13 protein-coding genes are annotated in these 13,605 nt (G+C 71.1%); 8 read left to right on the top strand and 5 right to left on the bottom strand.

Translation table 11 applies throughout. The features are described from left to right. The first annotated feature begins 26 nt into the window (after positions 1–26). Both F8S09_RS15270 and F8S09_RS15265 read left to right on the top strand, forming a co-directional pair. Positions 27–1,505, top strand: a complete 1,479-nt coding sequence (locus F8S09_RS15270) for a hypothetical protein (RefSeq protein WP_152872327.1) — start codon at positions 27–29, stop codon at positions 1,503–1,505. Between the two features lie 99 nt (positions 1,506–1,604). Then, positions 1,605–3,596 (top strand): WD40 repeat domain-containing protein, encoded by a 1,992-nt coding sequence (locus tag F8S09_RS15265; protein WP_152872326.1) that lies wholly within the window; start codon positions 1,605–1,607, stop codon positions 3,594–3,596. Between the two features lie 75 nt (positions 3,597–3,671). Here the strand turns inward: F8S09_RS15265 and F8S09_RS15260 are convergent, their stop codons facing one another. Together F8S09_RS15260 and F8S09_RS15255 are read right to left on the bottom strand one after the other, a co-directional pair. Beyond that, complete coding sequence (locus F8S09_RS15260) at positions 3,672–4,376, bottom strand: RES family NAD+ phosphorylase (protein ID WP_152872325.1); 705 nt, start codon at positions 4,374–4,376, stop codon at positions 3,672–3,674. Then, a complete protein-coding gene (locus tag F8S09_RS15255; RefSeq protein ID WP_227978733.1) occupies positions 4,373–4,864 on the bottom strand; it encodes an MbcA/ParS/Xre antitoxin family protein in 492 nt (163 codons plus the stop codon). Before F8S09_RS15255 ends, F8S09_RS15260 begins: the two co-directional genes overlap by 4 nt. Before the next feature lie 385 nt (positions 4,865–5,249). On the opposite strand from F8S09_RS15255, the gene F8S09_RS15250 reads away from it, so the two are divergent. Further along, positions 5,250–7,337: an outer membrane protein assembly factor BamB family protein gene (locus tag F8S09_RS15250; RefSeq protein ID WP_152872324.1), complete on the top strand. Its 2,088-nt coding sequence runs from the start codon at positions 5,250–5,252 to the stop codon at positions 7,335–7,337. Between the two features lie 98 nt (positions 7,338–7,435). Here F8S09_RS15250 and F8S09_RS15245 read toward each other — a convergent pair whose 3' ends face one another. Then, on the bottom strand, positions 7,436–8,065 hold the full coding sequence (locus F8S09_RS15245) for a hypothetical protein (protein WP_152872323.1): 630 nt from the start codon (positions 8,063–8,065) through the stop codon (positions 7,436–7,438). Between the two features lie 45 nt (positions 8,066–8,110). Here F8S09_RS15245 and F8S09_RS18280 point away from each other — a divergent pair, with 45 nt between their 5' ends. The 3 genes from F8S09_RS18280 (at position 8,111) to F8S09_RS15230 (ending at position 9,804) form a co-directional block, all read left to right on the top strand. Next, positions 8,111–8,488, top strand: a complete 378-nt coding sequence (locus F8S09_RS18280; protein ID WP_194165380.1) for an outer membrane protein assembly factor BamB family protein — start codon at positions 8,111–8,113, stop codon at positions 8,486–8,488. An 81-nt stretch (positions 8,489–8,569) separates the two neighbouring features. After that, positions 8,570–9,115: a zinc-binding dehydrogenase gene (locus tag F8S09_RS15235; protein WP_194165379.1), complete on the top strand. Its 546-nt coding sequence runs from the start codon at positions 8,570–8,572 to the stop codon at positions 9,113–9,115. Further along, positions 9,112–9,804, top strand: coding sequence for an RraA family protein (locus F8S09_RS15230; RefSeq protein WP_322618865.1), 693 nt, complete (start codon positions 9,112–9,114; stop codon positions 9,802–9,804). Before F8S09_RS15235 ends, F8S09_RS15230 begins: the two co-directional genes overlap by 4 nt. Before the next feature lie 20 nt (positions 9,805–9,824). Here the strand turns inward: F8S09_RS15230 and F8S09_RS15225 are convergent, their stop codons facing one another. Then, positions 9,825–11,096, bottom strand: coding sequence for a hypothetical protein (locus F8S09_RS15225; RefSeq protein ID WP_152872320.1), 1,272 nt, complete (start codon positions 11,094–11,096; stop codon positions 9,825–9,827). Positions 11,097–11,181: 85 nt separating this feature from the next. Between F8S09_RS15225 and F8S09_RS15220 the strand changes: the two genes are divergently transcribed. Beyond that, the gene (locus tag F8S09_RS15220; RefSeq protein WP_152872319.1) at positions 11,182–12,261 is read left to right on the top strand and encodes a hypothetical protein; all 1,080 of its coding nucleotides are present in this window, start codon (positions 11,182–11,184) and stop codon (positions 12,259–12,261) included. Position 12,262: 1 nt separating this feature from the next. Continuing rightward, positions 12,263–12,514, top strand: coding sequence for a DUF7683 domain-containing protein (locus F8S09_RS15215; protein ID WP_152872318.1), 252 nt, complete (start codon positions 12,263–12,265; stop codon positions 12,512–12,514). Positions 12,515–12,661: 147 nt separating this feature from the next. On the opposite strand, the gene F8S09_RS15210 is transcribed toward F8S09_RS15215, so the two are convergent. Further along, positions 12,662–13,363 (bottom strand): histidine phosphatase family protein, encoded by a 702-nt coding sequence (locus tag F8S09_RS15210; protein WP_152872317.1) that lies wholly within the window; start codon positions 13,361–13,363, stop codon positions 12,662–12,664. Positions 13,364–13,605 lie beyond the last annotated feature (242 nt).

Below are 13,605 nucleotides of genomic sequence, written 5' to 3'. Positions count from 1 at the left end.
CTCGCGGGAACTGGCACACTCCCTTCATGCGTCCCTCGCCCCGTCTGGCCTTGCCGCTGCTGTCTTGCGCCCTGCTGCTCACGGCCTGCCCGGGATCGCCGCCCCCCGGCCTGGACGTTCCCTCTAACCCGGCGGTCCTCCACGGCACCTGGACGGGCACCCTCACCTCAGATCTGCTTCTCCGCGCCGAGGCCTTCGGAGACGGCCGCCTCTACCTCCTGAGGTATGAATCTGGCCTCGGCTCCTCCCCAGAGGCGTCCGCACCAAACCGGAAGGCCCCGGTACTGTGGGTGCTGGACGCGGCCAGCGGTGCAGAAGTGCGCTTCCTGCCCTTGGAGGACGCGCAGGCGGTGCGCTTCCGGCCCGCCGAGGGGGCGTCGCCCGCCCGGTTGCTGGTCCTGCACGAACCCAGTATTCGCCCCCCCCCGCCCGCCCGCGTCCCGGCGGCGCTCTCCGAACGTGACCCGGTCACCCTGGAAGAGGTGCGCCGAACGCCGCTGCCCGACCGGCCCGGACCCTACTTCCTGAGCGCAGATGGCGGCTGGCTGCTGACTGGTTCGGACCTTCCTGACGTTCCCATCGATACCCGCACGGGTCAGCCGGTAGCCCTTCCCGCTTCCGTGCGCGAGCAACTGGCCCTGCCGCAGCCTCCGAACGGCCGCCTGGGCTGGTGGAGATCTAGAGGCGACTTCCTGTACGTGGAGCAGTATCCCGGCAAGGCGGGCGAGACCTACCGCATCCGCTTCCGCTCGACGACCAGTGGAGGGGCGTTCCGGGGCGCCGCCCAGCACCCGGCCACCTGTACGGTGACGCCCTCGGACCTGCTGGCCCCGACGGACCTGGTGAACCTGCCGGACGGCGGCGCGGCCCTGGCCTACCGGGACGGAACCGTGGAGTTGCGGGACGCGCAGGACCGCCTGCGGAAGGTGGTGTCCCTCGGCGGATGCTCGCCCTACCGGCTGCGGGTGGACGGCGACGTCCTAACCTTTGCGGGCGAGTTCACCGGCTCCCTGGGGACCCTGCGGGTAAGTGACGGCACCCTGCTGGGCCAGCGGGAGGCTGGGACGGCTCAGGCTTCGCCCTGGCCGGTGGGGCCGGGCACGGCCGTCTGGGTGTGTCCCCAGCGGGGTCCGGGTGCCCTGCTGACCCTGGAGCGCGCCTCGGGGGAAGGGTGGACTCTTCCGGCTCAGGAGCACCGCCTGACCCTGGACACGCGGGCCACCTGGCAGTCGAAGACCCAGTACACCAGCCTGGGCACTGCCACGCTGGACGGCGAGCGGCTGAACTTCAGCGCAGTGGCGTCGGCACAGGGATACGAATTGCGGCCCCAGACGTCACCGCCCATACGGCGCGTGGTCTGGCAGGGGGAGCTGCGCCGGGCGGGCGGCGAGCTGGTAGCGAGGCTGGAAGGGACGCACGGGGAGGGCACGGCACGGCAGGGGGTGCAACTGGAACTGAAGGACCCGGACCGGGACTTTGCGTTCGTGGGAGAACTGCGCCGCTGAGCCGCCAGACCCCATGCGGGGCATGGTCTTCACACCCGAGCCGACCTCCCTGTCCCCCTCTCACGGCCCGTCAGCCTGCCGCCCCTAGGCTGGAGCCCCATGACGACGCCCCGTTCGGTGCCCCGCCGCTGGCGGCTGGCCGCTGCCCTGACCTGCGCCGTGCTGACCGGCGCGGCCCCCGCCCTCCAACGCTCTCCCGGCGGGACGGCCCGCATCGACGGCCACGCGGCGGGCACCTTCGACACCCTGAATTCCCCGGCGGGCTTCGCGGGAGGGCTGGCCTGGGGACCGGACGGCACCGCCTACACCCTGGACGGGACGCGGCTCCTCTACCGCTGGAACGCACAGACCGGAAGGCCCCTGTCGCGCCAGGTGTTGACACTTCCGTCCAGCCTGCCGGGCGCGAAAGCAGACTACGGGCCGAGGTTGCTTCTGGACGGCTACCGCGCGGACGGCGGCGCCCTGACCGGGCCGTTCATCCGGGTCCGGGGCTACAAGAAGGGGACGCCCTACCAGACCGCCTATACCCTGCGGGCGGATGGCCGGGCCGTGCTGGGGGACATCTGCGCCTCCTCGCAAAAGCATCTGGTCGGCTGCTCGCAGTGGTACGGCGTGACGGTCCTCCCCGCTCAGAAGGGACGGGCCACCTTGCGCCTGTCGGGCCGGGAAGGGCCGGTCAGTGACATCACCCTCCCCGCCGGACAGGTGCTGGACGTGGAACCCTCGCCCGACGGCACGCGGGTGGCGGCCCTGCGCACGGTGGAGAAGCGCGACTACGATCCGAATGCAGCCCTGTACCTCGACGTGGCGACGCGGGACGGCAAGGTCCTGTCGCGGCAGGTCCTGGGGAGCTTCGGGGTCCGGCGTGACGGTGAGCCCCAGGTGCGCTGGGTGGACACGGGTCGGCTGCTGACCGCGACGCCCCGGACCACCTCCCCGTACAGCCCCAGCGGGCATCAGGTCAACCTGTGGAGCCTGAGCGGTCAGGGGCCCCGCTGGACGGTGGGGTCGGGTGAACTGCGGGACGCGGTGCCCTCGCCAGACGGCACGCTGTTCCTGACTGTGCGGGACGGCAGCGTACCCGAGGTCCGCCGCGTGTCGGACGGCGCGTTCGTGCGCCCCCTGGGCACGCCCGTCACGGCGTCGGTGCCCCTGCCCGGAGGAAGCGCCCTGGTGGCGCTGGACACCGGCGACGGGCAGGGTGAACTGCGGGTGGTGCGTCCGGGGGGTCAGGGGCGGCGTCTGGGCGGGCCGGGACTGGAGGGCGTGACCCGATTGGTGGTGAGTCCAGACGGGCAATTCATCGCCGCCGCCCGCTCCGAAAGTGTGGCGGTCCTCGACCGCGCCGGGCGGACCCTGCACACCTTCGCGCTGCCGGAGAACGTCTACTGGACGGAGTTGGGCTTCTCCGGGCCAAGGACGCTGTTCGCGCGGCTAGAGAATGGGGGCGACGACTGGCAGGGCCGCACCTGGGACGCGGTGACCGGACGGCTGCTGAGCCAGGAGATCAATGCCCGCCCGGTGGGGACGATCCAACTGCGGACGGAGGTCCGGCAGCGGCCGGATGGGGGCTCCCAGTCGCGGCTGAGCGTCGCCGACCAGAGGGACCGGGTCGTGTGGCAGGAGGCGTGGCGCAGCGAGTCTCGCCCGTATGTCCTGCCGAGTCCGGACGGCCGGGCGGTGGTGCGGGGGGTGGCCCGGCGCAGCAAAGTGCAGCCCGAACAGGCCGACCTGTACCTCTATCGCCTCGACCCCCGCACGGGCCAGGCTGACCCTGGCCTGACCCTGCGGACCGGCGACCCGGAGGAGGCGTACCGGGGGCTGAGGCTGCTGGACTACGCCCCGGACCGCCGTCATGTGCTGCTGTTCGAGGCGTCCGGGGACGGGTGCGGCTCGGCCTTCTACGGCCTGCGCCTGGCCGACCTGGAGACGCGGCGGGAAGTGAAGCTGCCCTCCGCACTGACCACAGGCCTGACGCGCCTGACCGGTTGCGGGTATCCGACGCCCTGGCCCACCGCTGCCTTCACGCCCGAGGGGACGGGACTGCTGGTGCGCGACGGCAATGCGCTGAACTGGTGGCGGCTCCAGTGAGAAACGGGGCCAGGTGGGTCTGTCTCTGGCCCTGACGACAGTGAAAAGGAGCGTGCCCGGCGGTCTTAGGCCTCGTCATGTCCGCAGCACGTCTGGGCTCGGCGGCTGTCGGGTGGCCACAGCGACCTGCCGCGCCGGATCCCACAGCAGGTAGATCTGGCTGGTGCGGCCCACGTTGCGCACGGCCCAGGGCTGAAGGAACACCACGCAGGTCTGCCCGGGTTCCGGGGCGCGGACGCTCTCGTAGAGGATGCCTGCCCGGTTCTGGGCACGCACCTCCTCTCCCAGGGGCTGCGAGTAGGCGTAGGAATCGGGGTCGATGGCCAGATGCTGGCGGTAGTCCGGATCCTGCATCGCGTCGTAGAAGGTGTCCTGGGCGTCACACTCGTAGACGGTGTACTCCGTCACGTGGGGCGTACCCGTCAGTCCCTCGTCGATGGCCCGCGCCTTGAAGTGATGGGCAACCTCGTGGACGCAGGTCACCAGCTCCTCGGCGGCATACCACGCGCCGTGTCCCGGTACCGGCACGTTGAAGCGGTTGTTGCCCGCATGTTCGAAGGCGGCCAGGACCATCTGCTCATACGGCTGATAAGTGACGCCCTGCCCGCTGGTGATCCGGCCGTTGGTGAGGTTGTCCAGGTCGAGCAGGATGTCGAATTCATCCGGGTCCTGGGTAATGGCGCCGAGCACCGACGGGCGGGGCGTCTGGGCCTCATACCGGGAGGGAATCAGCCGGGAGGTCCGGGCTTGGTGTGCCCGGAGCGGTGGAGGCTCCCTCAAAGGTCCACCACCGTCTCCAGGGTCGAGGCGGCCTTCCGGGCTTCGGGCGTAACCGAGAACATCCCGCTGCGGTCGGCATCCAGCAGTCGGCGCACCTCGTACATCGCGGGGATCCCCCCCCGGCTCATGTAGTCCAGAGGAGTCTGCCCGGCAAAAGGGTGTCGACGATTGGCCCGCCTGAGCCAGCCATCGGCCGCAGCGTCGTCGTACAGGATGTGCAGCGCCTTGTAGATGCCGACGACCAAGCTCAGCCGGGTGAGCTGATCCTGGGTCAATTCTGGCCCGTTCCCCGCGCCCGCACGCTGCAAGCTCCGGGCACTGAGGCCGAGCAGCCAGGCCTGCTGCTCGCGGTTCAGGCCCATGTGTTCCAGCATGCGCATGCCAGCGGGCAGCCCCCTGGACAGGCGCTGAATGACCGCCGGGCTGGCGGTGTCCGGAGCCTGCTGGTTGAGCAGCGGCTCTCTGATGGCGCGGGTGGCCCGGGACATAGCGATCTCCTTTCGAATCCAGCCGGACTCGTGTCCGAAGATTATACGCCTGGAGTCCGGCACATGTCCCGTTGAACCTGTGGAGGTGCGCACCTTCAGGCCATGTCCTATCCATCAGGAGCTTGTGTGGTGCGGGGGGCAGGCAAGCGTCTACGGGCCGCACCCTGCCCGGTCCAGTGGCCCCGCGCGGCACCCGGCGTTCCGGAGGGCGGCCTCCCTGCGTGGGCCACGCTCTCGGCGGCCTCGGAGGCTGGTCCCTCCAGGGTGAGGGATGGAACCGTGCGGCGCAACACGCCGGATGGCTCAGGTTGGGGCCGGGTGAACGTGCAGCAGAGCGTTTCCGGCCCGGTATGGCTGGGGTCAGCTTCGCCCCTTAGCCTGTGGCATGGCCCGATCCCTGCTGCTGACGGCTCTCCTGCTGGCTGTGCCCACCGCGGCTTTCGCCCAGACCACGCCCCTGACCCCTCACTTGCGGACCACCGTGCAGACGCCCAACCTGGGCACCGGACCGCTGGCCCTGAGCCCGGATGGCCGGACGGTGGCGGTGCTGCGGCTCGACCGGGTCCGGGGAAGCCGCGCCACCCTGGTCCTGAGTGACGCCCGGACCGGCCAGGAACTTCGCCGGATCGCCACCACGAACACATACGATGGGGCGCTGGTCTTCAGTCCCGACGGACAGACCCTCGTCAACGTCGGTTCAGACGTTCAGGCCTATGACATGACGACGGGCCGGATACGCTGGAGCCACCGTTCCAGCGACGCGGTTCCCAGCAGCCCCGTGGTCGTCTTCAGCCCCGACGGGACGGCGGTCTACTTCTCCCACCTCGACACGGTCGGGAACCGGCACCTCATCCGCAGTGACGCACGGACAGGGCAGGGCGCCTGGGACGCCTTCCGCATCCCCTCGGCGGCGGAGGCCCCGTCCCGCGAGGAGAGCTTCTACGGCCGTGTCCTGTCCCTGGCCGTTCACCCGGCGGCTGGGGTCCTGGCCTCCGGTTCCTTCGGCGGGGGCATCGTGGTGTGGAACGCGGCGACGGGTCAGAGGACCGGCATCCTCACGGATCAGTCTTCTCCTGCGCGGGCCACCCAGGCGGGCCGTGCGGGCCAGACCGCGCACGGCGGGCGGGTGACCGGACTGACCTTCGCCCCGGACGGCACCCTGATCTCCGGAGCGAACGACGGCACGGTAAAGCGCTGGGACCTGGCGACCGGCCGAAAGCTGGGGGAGGCTCTGCTGCCCGACGGCGTCCAGGCCCTGACGCTGCGGCCCGGTGGGCAGGGCGTGCTGGTCGCCTCCGGGAGGAACGTCGTCCAGCTCGGCCTGCCGGACCTGAGACGGGAACGGGTGCTCGTGGGACACGCGGATGAGGTGGGCTCCCTAGCTCCCACCGGGGACGCGCTCTGGACTTCCAGCACCGACAGCACGGTCAAGCGCTGGAATCTCCGGAGCGGCCTGGACGAGACGACCTACGGCACGATGAAGACCGCCGCCGTCAGCCCGGACGGGCAGACCTTCGCGCTGAACCTGGGGGACGCCACGGTGCGCCTGACCGATGCGCGGGGCAACACCCTGAGCACATTGCGCGGCTTTCTGCCGCCCGCCTCCCCGCACTACGAGTTCATCGGCGGACGCTCGCTGACCTTCAGTCCGAATGGGAAAGGGCTGGCGGGCGGGCTCTTCACGATGAGCGGCGTCATCATCGAGAAGTACGCGGCTGGGAGTGCGGCGTTCCTGTGGGACGTCAGCACGGGGCGGCGGGAGCGGACCTTCCCAAATTTTCCGGCCCAGGAGCTGAGCTGGTCCCCCAACGGAGGCTTCCTGGCTGGGGTCAACCATGTGCCGGGCAACCTGGACACCTTCGAGGTCCGGGACGTGAACACCGGGACGAGCGTGGGCCGGGGAGTGCCCTCCCGCTCGGGGCAGGAACAGAAACGCGGCGGCGTGCTGGCCGTCTCCGTCCCCACCGTGCAGTGGGTGAACGGTCAGGCATGGGTGCTGGGGATGCAGTACCCCCGGTTCGAGCCGGGCAAGCCGCTGTCGTCCCAGTGGCCAGCGGGCATCTGGCGAGCACGCACCGGCGCGAAGGTGCAGTCGCTGGGCAACCTCGGCATCTCGGTGCCGCGGCTCCTGGCCAATCCTGCCGGGACGCGCGTGGCCGTGTCGGGTGGCAATGGGCTGTGGCTGCTGGACGCCCGCACCGGGAAGGCCTTGTGGTCGTACCCGCAGGCGTCCTACCGAGACCAGACCGCATCCTGGCAGGAACCGCGCCGCCTGCTGTGGAGCCCGGATGGTCGGTTACTCGCCCTGAACCGGGGTGAACAGGGGCTCAGCCTGCATGACGGCGGCAGCGGGCAGCCACTGGGCCGCCTGCCCATTCGGGCCGAGCCGCTGGGGTTCAGCGAAGGGGGCCGGGTACTGGTGACCCTGAACCAGGAGGGCGTACAGGTCTGGGACATTCGGCCGGGGAGGTGAGGTGACCGGCGCCCCTCCGCAGGACACGGGACCCGCCTGTTCGGACATCCAGGTCCCACCCTCCACAGCGGAGGCGCCCGGGACTTGAGGCGTTCCCTTCAAGGCGGGTCCAGGGGCGGCGCGTCGGGTAGCCCGCGGAAAGTGACGCGGCCATCCGGTTCCTGCCGCTCCAGATTCACCGCACGTACCCGCTGCCCCTTGCCGCCCGGGGTCACCACGTCCACGAACATCGCCCCCGCGAAGGGGCTGAAGCTGTAGGCCTCCAGCGGGCCGTTCAGGGTGGGTGGCGTGCCGCACTGGGGGGCTCCGGGCCGCACGCCCAGCACCCGGGCCAGCGCCGGGCCGGACGCGGCTGGCAAACTCCTCTGCGCCTGCCAGACCCGGCGCACGCCTTCCGGCCGCAACTCGTAGAGATTGACCCGTCCGCCCCCCACGCTGGTCAGCAGCCGCAGGGCCTCGCCGGGCCGGAACAGCACGCTGAAGGTGCTGCCCTGCGCCGGGCCGGGGTGAACACAGGGAGGGAGGCGGGCCGCCGTCGCCTGCACCGCCAGTGCCGCACGCCTGCGGGCCTCCCCCAGTTGCCCGCGGGCCAGGAGTGCCCGCACCTCCCGGTAGGCGGCTTGTGCCTGTGGAGTGGACACCAGGGAGGGCACAGGCGGGAGAGAGGCTTCATGGCCCCCGGCCAGGGCCTGGCCCGTCAGGGCGAGCAGCAGCAGGGCGGGGCGCATACCCGAAGATACGGCTTCAGCCTCCCGTCACCACCCTCAGGTAAGGTGACCTTCCCCATGGTTCCTGCATGCCTGCGACTGGCCCTGCTCGCCCTGCTGCTGAGCGGCTGGGGGAGTACGGGTGGGGGCTCCTGGCCCCATCCAGTCCTGCCCACGCGGGTCCGTCCGGTCGTCACCTCACCCGCCGTGCCCCGCGTCGTCGCAGATGACACGCGGGTCTACCTGATGGCCGACGGCCAGGTCCGGGCCTATGACCCCTCCCTGCGAACCCAGCTCTGGGCCGCGCCCCTGAAGTCCTTCGGGGGCCTGGCGGTGGGAGGCGGCCTGGTGGTGGCTGACGACGGGTTCACGCGGCTCCACGCCTTCGATACCCGGACCGGGAGGCGGGTCTGGAGTGCCCCGGCGGCCCGCGCCCTGAACTGAGGCGGCCCTGCCCCCATCAGCACGCCCCTGCGCTTCCTGAGGCGGGCAGGTGGGGTCATCCTGGGGTCCACCGCGAACGACGTGCGGGCCTGGAACCCCCATACGGGACAGCCCCTCTGGCAGGTGGGGGCCGGGGACCCGATTGGACCGTTCGCGGTGGAGGGAAGCACGGCCGTCTTCACCGCCCGCCTAGGCGCTGAGGCAATCGACCATACCCGCGAGGACTTCGCCGCACGCGCCTTGGAACTCACGGGCAACCAGGGGGTGGACGTCATCCTCGACACGGTCGGAGGCGAGACGCTGGGGCGCGGACTGACCTGTCTGGCGCCCTTCGGACGCCTGGTGACCTTTGGCGGGTCGGGTGGGGGCGCGGCCAGGGTCGCCGCGCCCCTGCTGCACCGCACGAACCGCGCCGTGGTGGGCTACAGCAGCGGGCACCTGCGCCGCACGCGCCCGGCTGCCGTGGGCGAGCTCGCCCGGCAGGGCCTGGAGCTGCTGGCGAGCGGCACGGTGCGGTTGCAGATCGGTGCCCGCTTCGCGCTGCCGGACGCCGCGGCCGCGCACGACCTGATGGAGTCTCGCGCGAGTCAGGGCAAGGTCCTGCTCGCCCTTCCGGAGGACCTGTGACACACGTTCCGACCGCTGCTGCGTTCCTGGCCCTCTCGCCCTGTACGCTGGCCGATGTGCTGACCCGCGAGGCCGTGATGGACGCCGGTCTGCGCCCGCTGTGGACCCCAATCCCGCGCATAGCTGGCCCCGCCTACCCGGTGCGCTGCGCGCCGGGGGACAACCTGATGCTGCACGCCGCCATCCACCGCGCCCCGCCGGGGTCGGTGATCGTGGTGGAGGCGGGGGACACGGCGTTCGCGGTCGCGGGAGGCAACGTCTGTGCGGTCGCGCAGCGGCGCGGCATCGCGGCGTTCGTCGTGGACGGGGTCATCTGGGATCTGGCGGAGACGCGGGCCCTAGGCTTCCCGGTGTTCGCACGTGGCCTGAGCCCGATGCCGGGACAGAAGCAGGCGCTCGACGTGCTGAACGGCCCGGTGCAGTGCGGTGGGGTGCGCGTGTCTCCGGGGGACTTGGTCGTGGCGGACGAGGAGGGGATCGTCGTGGTGCCGGGGGAGCGCCGGGCCGAGGTGTGGGCGGCGGCCAGCATCAAGGCCGGGAAGGACGCGGCCACGTCCCTGGACGACTGGGAAGCGGAGCACCGTGAACGCATCGACCGCCTGCTGCGGGAGCGCGGCTTCGCGGGGGAGCAGGGCTTCCCGAGTGAGGTTGCACATGGCGTCAGGGGCGGCGGTGAAAGCCCGGGCTGAACTTACCCTCGCTCTGCCCCTCAGCGCCGTTCCTGGGGTGTCCAGCGATCCGTCGCGTCCAGCCACACGGGCAGGGTCGCCGCGCCGCTTCCTTCCTGCACTTGACACTGCGCGGAGATCAACCGGCGCGACCAGCCCTCCCCGCCCTGGACCCACCCGCTCACGTACAGGTGGCCCCGACCGGACCGCTCCGCCCCCTGGGCGGTGAACGTCACCTCATGAACCCGCAGCCCCTCGGCCTGGGCCCGTCCCGCGGCTGCCTGTTCGCAGCGCTCGCGGGTCACCGCCGCGGGCACGTCGGGAAGCCGCGCCAGGAACAGCGCCGATCCCACCGCCCCCAGGAGCATCGGCAGCCACAGGGCCACCACGGCCAGGGTCAGGGCGAAGCCCTGCAGGGCCGGGCCGTGGACGCTGGGCAGCGCCGGCAGGCCGTGATCCCCCGTGGGCTGGGCGTAGCCCCAGCGCACCAGCGCGTCGCGCAGCGGCGTGAAGCGCTGGGTGCCGTCCGTCCATTCCCCATGGGTGTGCTCGATCAGGAGGGTGGGGCACGCGCTGTCGTCCAGGCGCCACAGTGGCAGGTGGTGGATGGTAACGGAGTTGTTGCCGCCAGTCTGGCGCCAGCGCGCGGCGTGCTCCAGTTGCTGAACCCAGTCGCCTCCACGCTGCGCGAGCGGAATGATCAGACCGGCGGCCTGCACCGTCCGCACGCCCCGGTCATGCCAGGTCAGCTGCAACCCGCCCTCCGGGGACACCCGGGCCTGGCGGAAGGCGGCTGGCCGCTGGGGAGGCAGGGCCACCGGGAGAGGCCGGGGCAGGGGACGGCGGCGGTGGCGCCGCAGCGCGGCGGTCAGGCCCGGGATGGGGGCCAGGAGCAGGGTCAGTCCCATGGTCGCGCCAAAGCCCGTCAGCTCATGGGCGTCATCCTCGCCCAGGGACCAGGGGCCCACCGCGATCCAGGCGGCGCCGACCATCCACGCGCTCCAACTCAGCAGGGTGCGGCTCGCCTGTCCGGTCAGCAGGGGCCACAGGGGGTCGGCCTCCCGACCCTCCCCGGCCCGTGCCCGCCAGTTCAGGTGCTGGCCCAGCAGCAGCAGGGGGGGACCCAGCAGGCTGGGCCACCCGGGGAGGCGCGGGACGGGCAGGAGCGCGGTCAGCAGGGGAGAAGCCACGAGCAGGGCGCCCAGGGCGATGAGCGCGGTGGCCAGCGGGGGCGTGGGGCGGCTCTGCCAGGGCGCTGGGGGGACATGGTCGGCCGGCGCGGGCGGGTGGGGGACAGCGTGACGGCCGGACATGTGGGGTCTCAGCCTAGCGGGGCCAGCGGCGAAGCGCGCCGCATCCTCGGAGTGGAAGCCGCCCGACTCAGGCGATACTGCTCGGGTGCGCCTCCGGCCCCTGCTGCTCCTACTCGCCGTCCTGGTCCTGGGGGCCTGGCTGCTGGCCATCCTGGGCTGGACTGCTCCCTGGGCTCCCGCTCCGCCCCCACCGTTCGCCCGCGACGCGGCCGGGGCCAGCTCCACGTCCGCTGCCCTGATCCTCGACCGACGCGGCGAACGCCGGGCCGAGCGGAACGCCTCGCGCGCCCTGTTGCTGAGCCCGCAGGGGGAGGTCCTTGGAGAGTGGCAGCACCCGCACCTCCAGCTCGCGGAGAGCCTCGCGCTCACCCGGCGCTGCCTGTGGTCAGCCAACTCGGCGATCATCAAGGGCGCTCACCTCAAGCGCTCCTTTCCGGAGGGCATTACCGAGTCGGTGAGCTGCATCGACCGCGAGACCGGGGAGGCCCGTGTCATCCGCCTGCCGGGTCTTTACCCACAAGGCGCGAGCGTGACGGGCGACGGCCGGGGAATCATCGTGGGCAGCGGCACATCCAATGAACTCGTGCGCATCGACGAGAGCGGGGCGGTGATTCGCCGGCAGTACGCGGATGGTCTCTGGAGCACCGTGAAAGGGGGCCAGGGGCGCTTCCTGCACGGGGACGGGTGGTACGCGCAGCTCACCGGGCACCTGGACCGCACGGCGCTGCGTGTGGTCGACGAGCGGACGCTCGCTCCCCGGGCGGTGGTGGAGGTGCCGGGCCTGACCCTGACCAGCGTGCTGCCCGGGTCGCCCCTGCGGCTGGCGGGGTATGACGGGAGCAAGAAGACTCGGCTGCTGGAGGTGGACGGCGACTTTCAGGTGGTGGAACGTCGCCGGCTGCCCTGCGGGGACCGGGTGGGAGGCGCCTTCTTCGCGGCGCATGGGCAAGAACTGCTGGGACTCTCTGCGGAGGGCAGGAGCGCGGTGGCCTGTGGACTGGACGGGTCATCCCGGGTGGCCGCGCGCTTCGCGCGGGGCACTTTCTCGGTCGTGCTGAGGGGCGAAACGCTGTTCACGGCCGGGGACACAGCGGCGCACCTGCAGGATCTGAAAGGTCAGGGGCGCACGGTGAGGCTGGGCGGGCAACTGGATGGGGTGTGGTGAGATGGCGGTCGTCTTCCTGCTGGAGTGCTATGACCGGGGGACCGAGCAGCTGGTGATGGAGTGGGAGCTGCCCCGGGCGGCCGCGGAGGAGCTGCGTGACCTGTTCGAGCCCGGGGAGACGGTGTTCCCGTACCTCTTCGGCCTGTACCCGGTCACAACCGATGAGCACCTCGCCCTGCTTGAGCGCTGGTGTCCTGAGGTGACCCTCGATTTCAGGCGGTGGGCCATCTTCGTCACGGCGCGCTCGGCCTGACCCGCTCGCGATCGTCTTTCTCCGAGGTGGGGGCCTACCAGGTGAAGGATTTCCGGATTGAGGAGATCCCCAGCCGGTTGCAGGTATTGCCTCCTGCGGCCTAGAGCAGGCCGACTTCTGAGAATCGGATGCGGAGTGGCTGCCAGGTCAGAGTGTGATGAGCTCCGGGGTCAGGTGGCAGGTGCGATTGATCCAGTGCAGTACGCGGGATTCCGCTCCGGCAGGGTTGGCGCGCATCTCAATCCGGACTGTACCGGTGTTGTTCAGCCGGAACGTCAACGCCTCCCCGTTCAGCGTCGGGAGCCCGAGCAGGTCGGCCATCAAGTGCTGGACGAAGTCGTGGTGGGTGATCAGCGCGATCACGTCTGCCTCCTGCGCGATCCCCCGCAGCCCGGCGGTCACGCTGGCCGCCCGTGCGGTGAAGCGCGCCTGTTCCCAGGGCTCAGCGCCCCCGTCCCAGGCCTGGCCCTGGAGGTCCGCGGGCCACTCGAGGACGGGGCAGTCGCCCAGCAGCGAGGCGTGGTTGCGGCCGGTGACCGGCGTAAAGCCGCCAGCGGGGCCACTGGTCAGGCCGCCGCATTCATAGGCCTGGGTCAGACCGTGAACCTTCACACCGAGCGCCTGAGCCAGGGGTGCGGCGGTCTGGACTGCGCGGGTGGTCAGGCTGGTGTGCAGGTGGGTGACGCGCTGATAGAGGTCATCCCCGACCGCCCAATCCGCCAGCCGTAAGGCCTGCTGGTGCCCCAGGTCCGTGAGCGGTGGATCCGCCAGTCTGCCTTCGAGGTAGTTCGGTGCTCCTGCCAGATGGTTGTTCCTGGACTGGGCATGACGAATCAGGAGGAGTTGCACTCCGGCACGCTAACACGCGGCCTGTGGAGCCTCTGACGAGCTTGCGGGAACTGAGGCCGGGCGCACCGTCCGAGCGGGTTCTGCCCTTCCCATGGCCGTATGGCGTACCGAGTGAGGGTGTTCACGAAGAGAATCACTGCACTCTCTCTCTGTCCAACAAGCTATTGGCATCCTCACGAGCGGCACGGTGCACTTTCCTGTCGGCACCCGCTTTGCGTCATAAACACTGCACGTGCAGACGC

This window comes from Deinococcus terrestris, from assembly GCF_009377345.1.
Taxonomy (GTDB): domain Bacteria; phylum Deinococcota; class Deinococci; order Deinococcales; family Deinococcaceae; genus Deinococcus; species Deinococcus terrestris.
The sequence above is the reverse complement of the archived record's forward strand: the minus strand, read 5'-3'. Positions and strand labels throughout refer to the sequence as shown.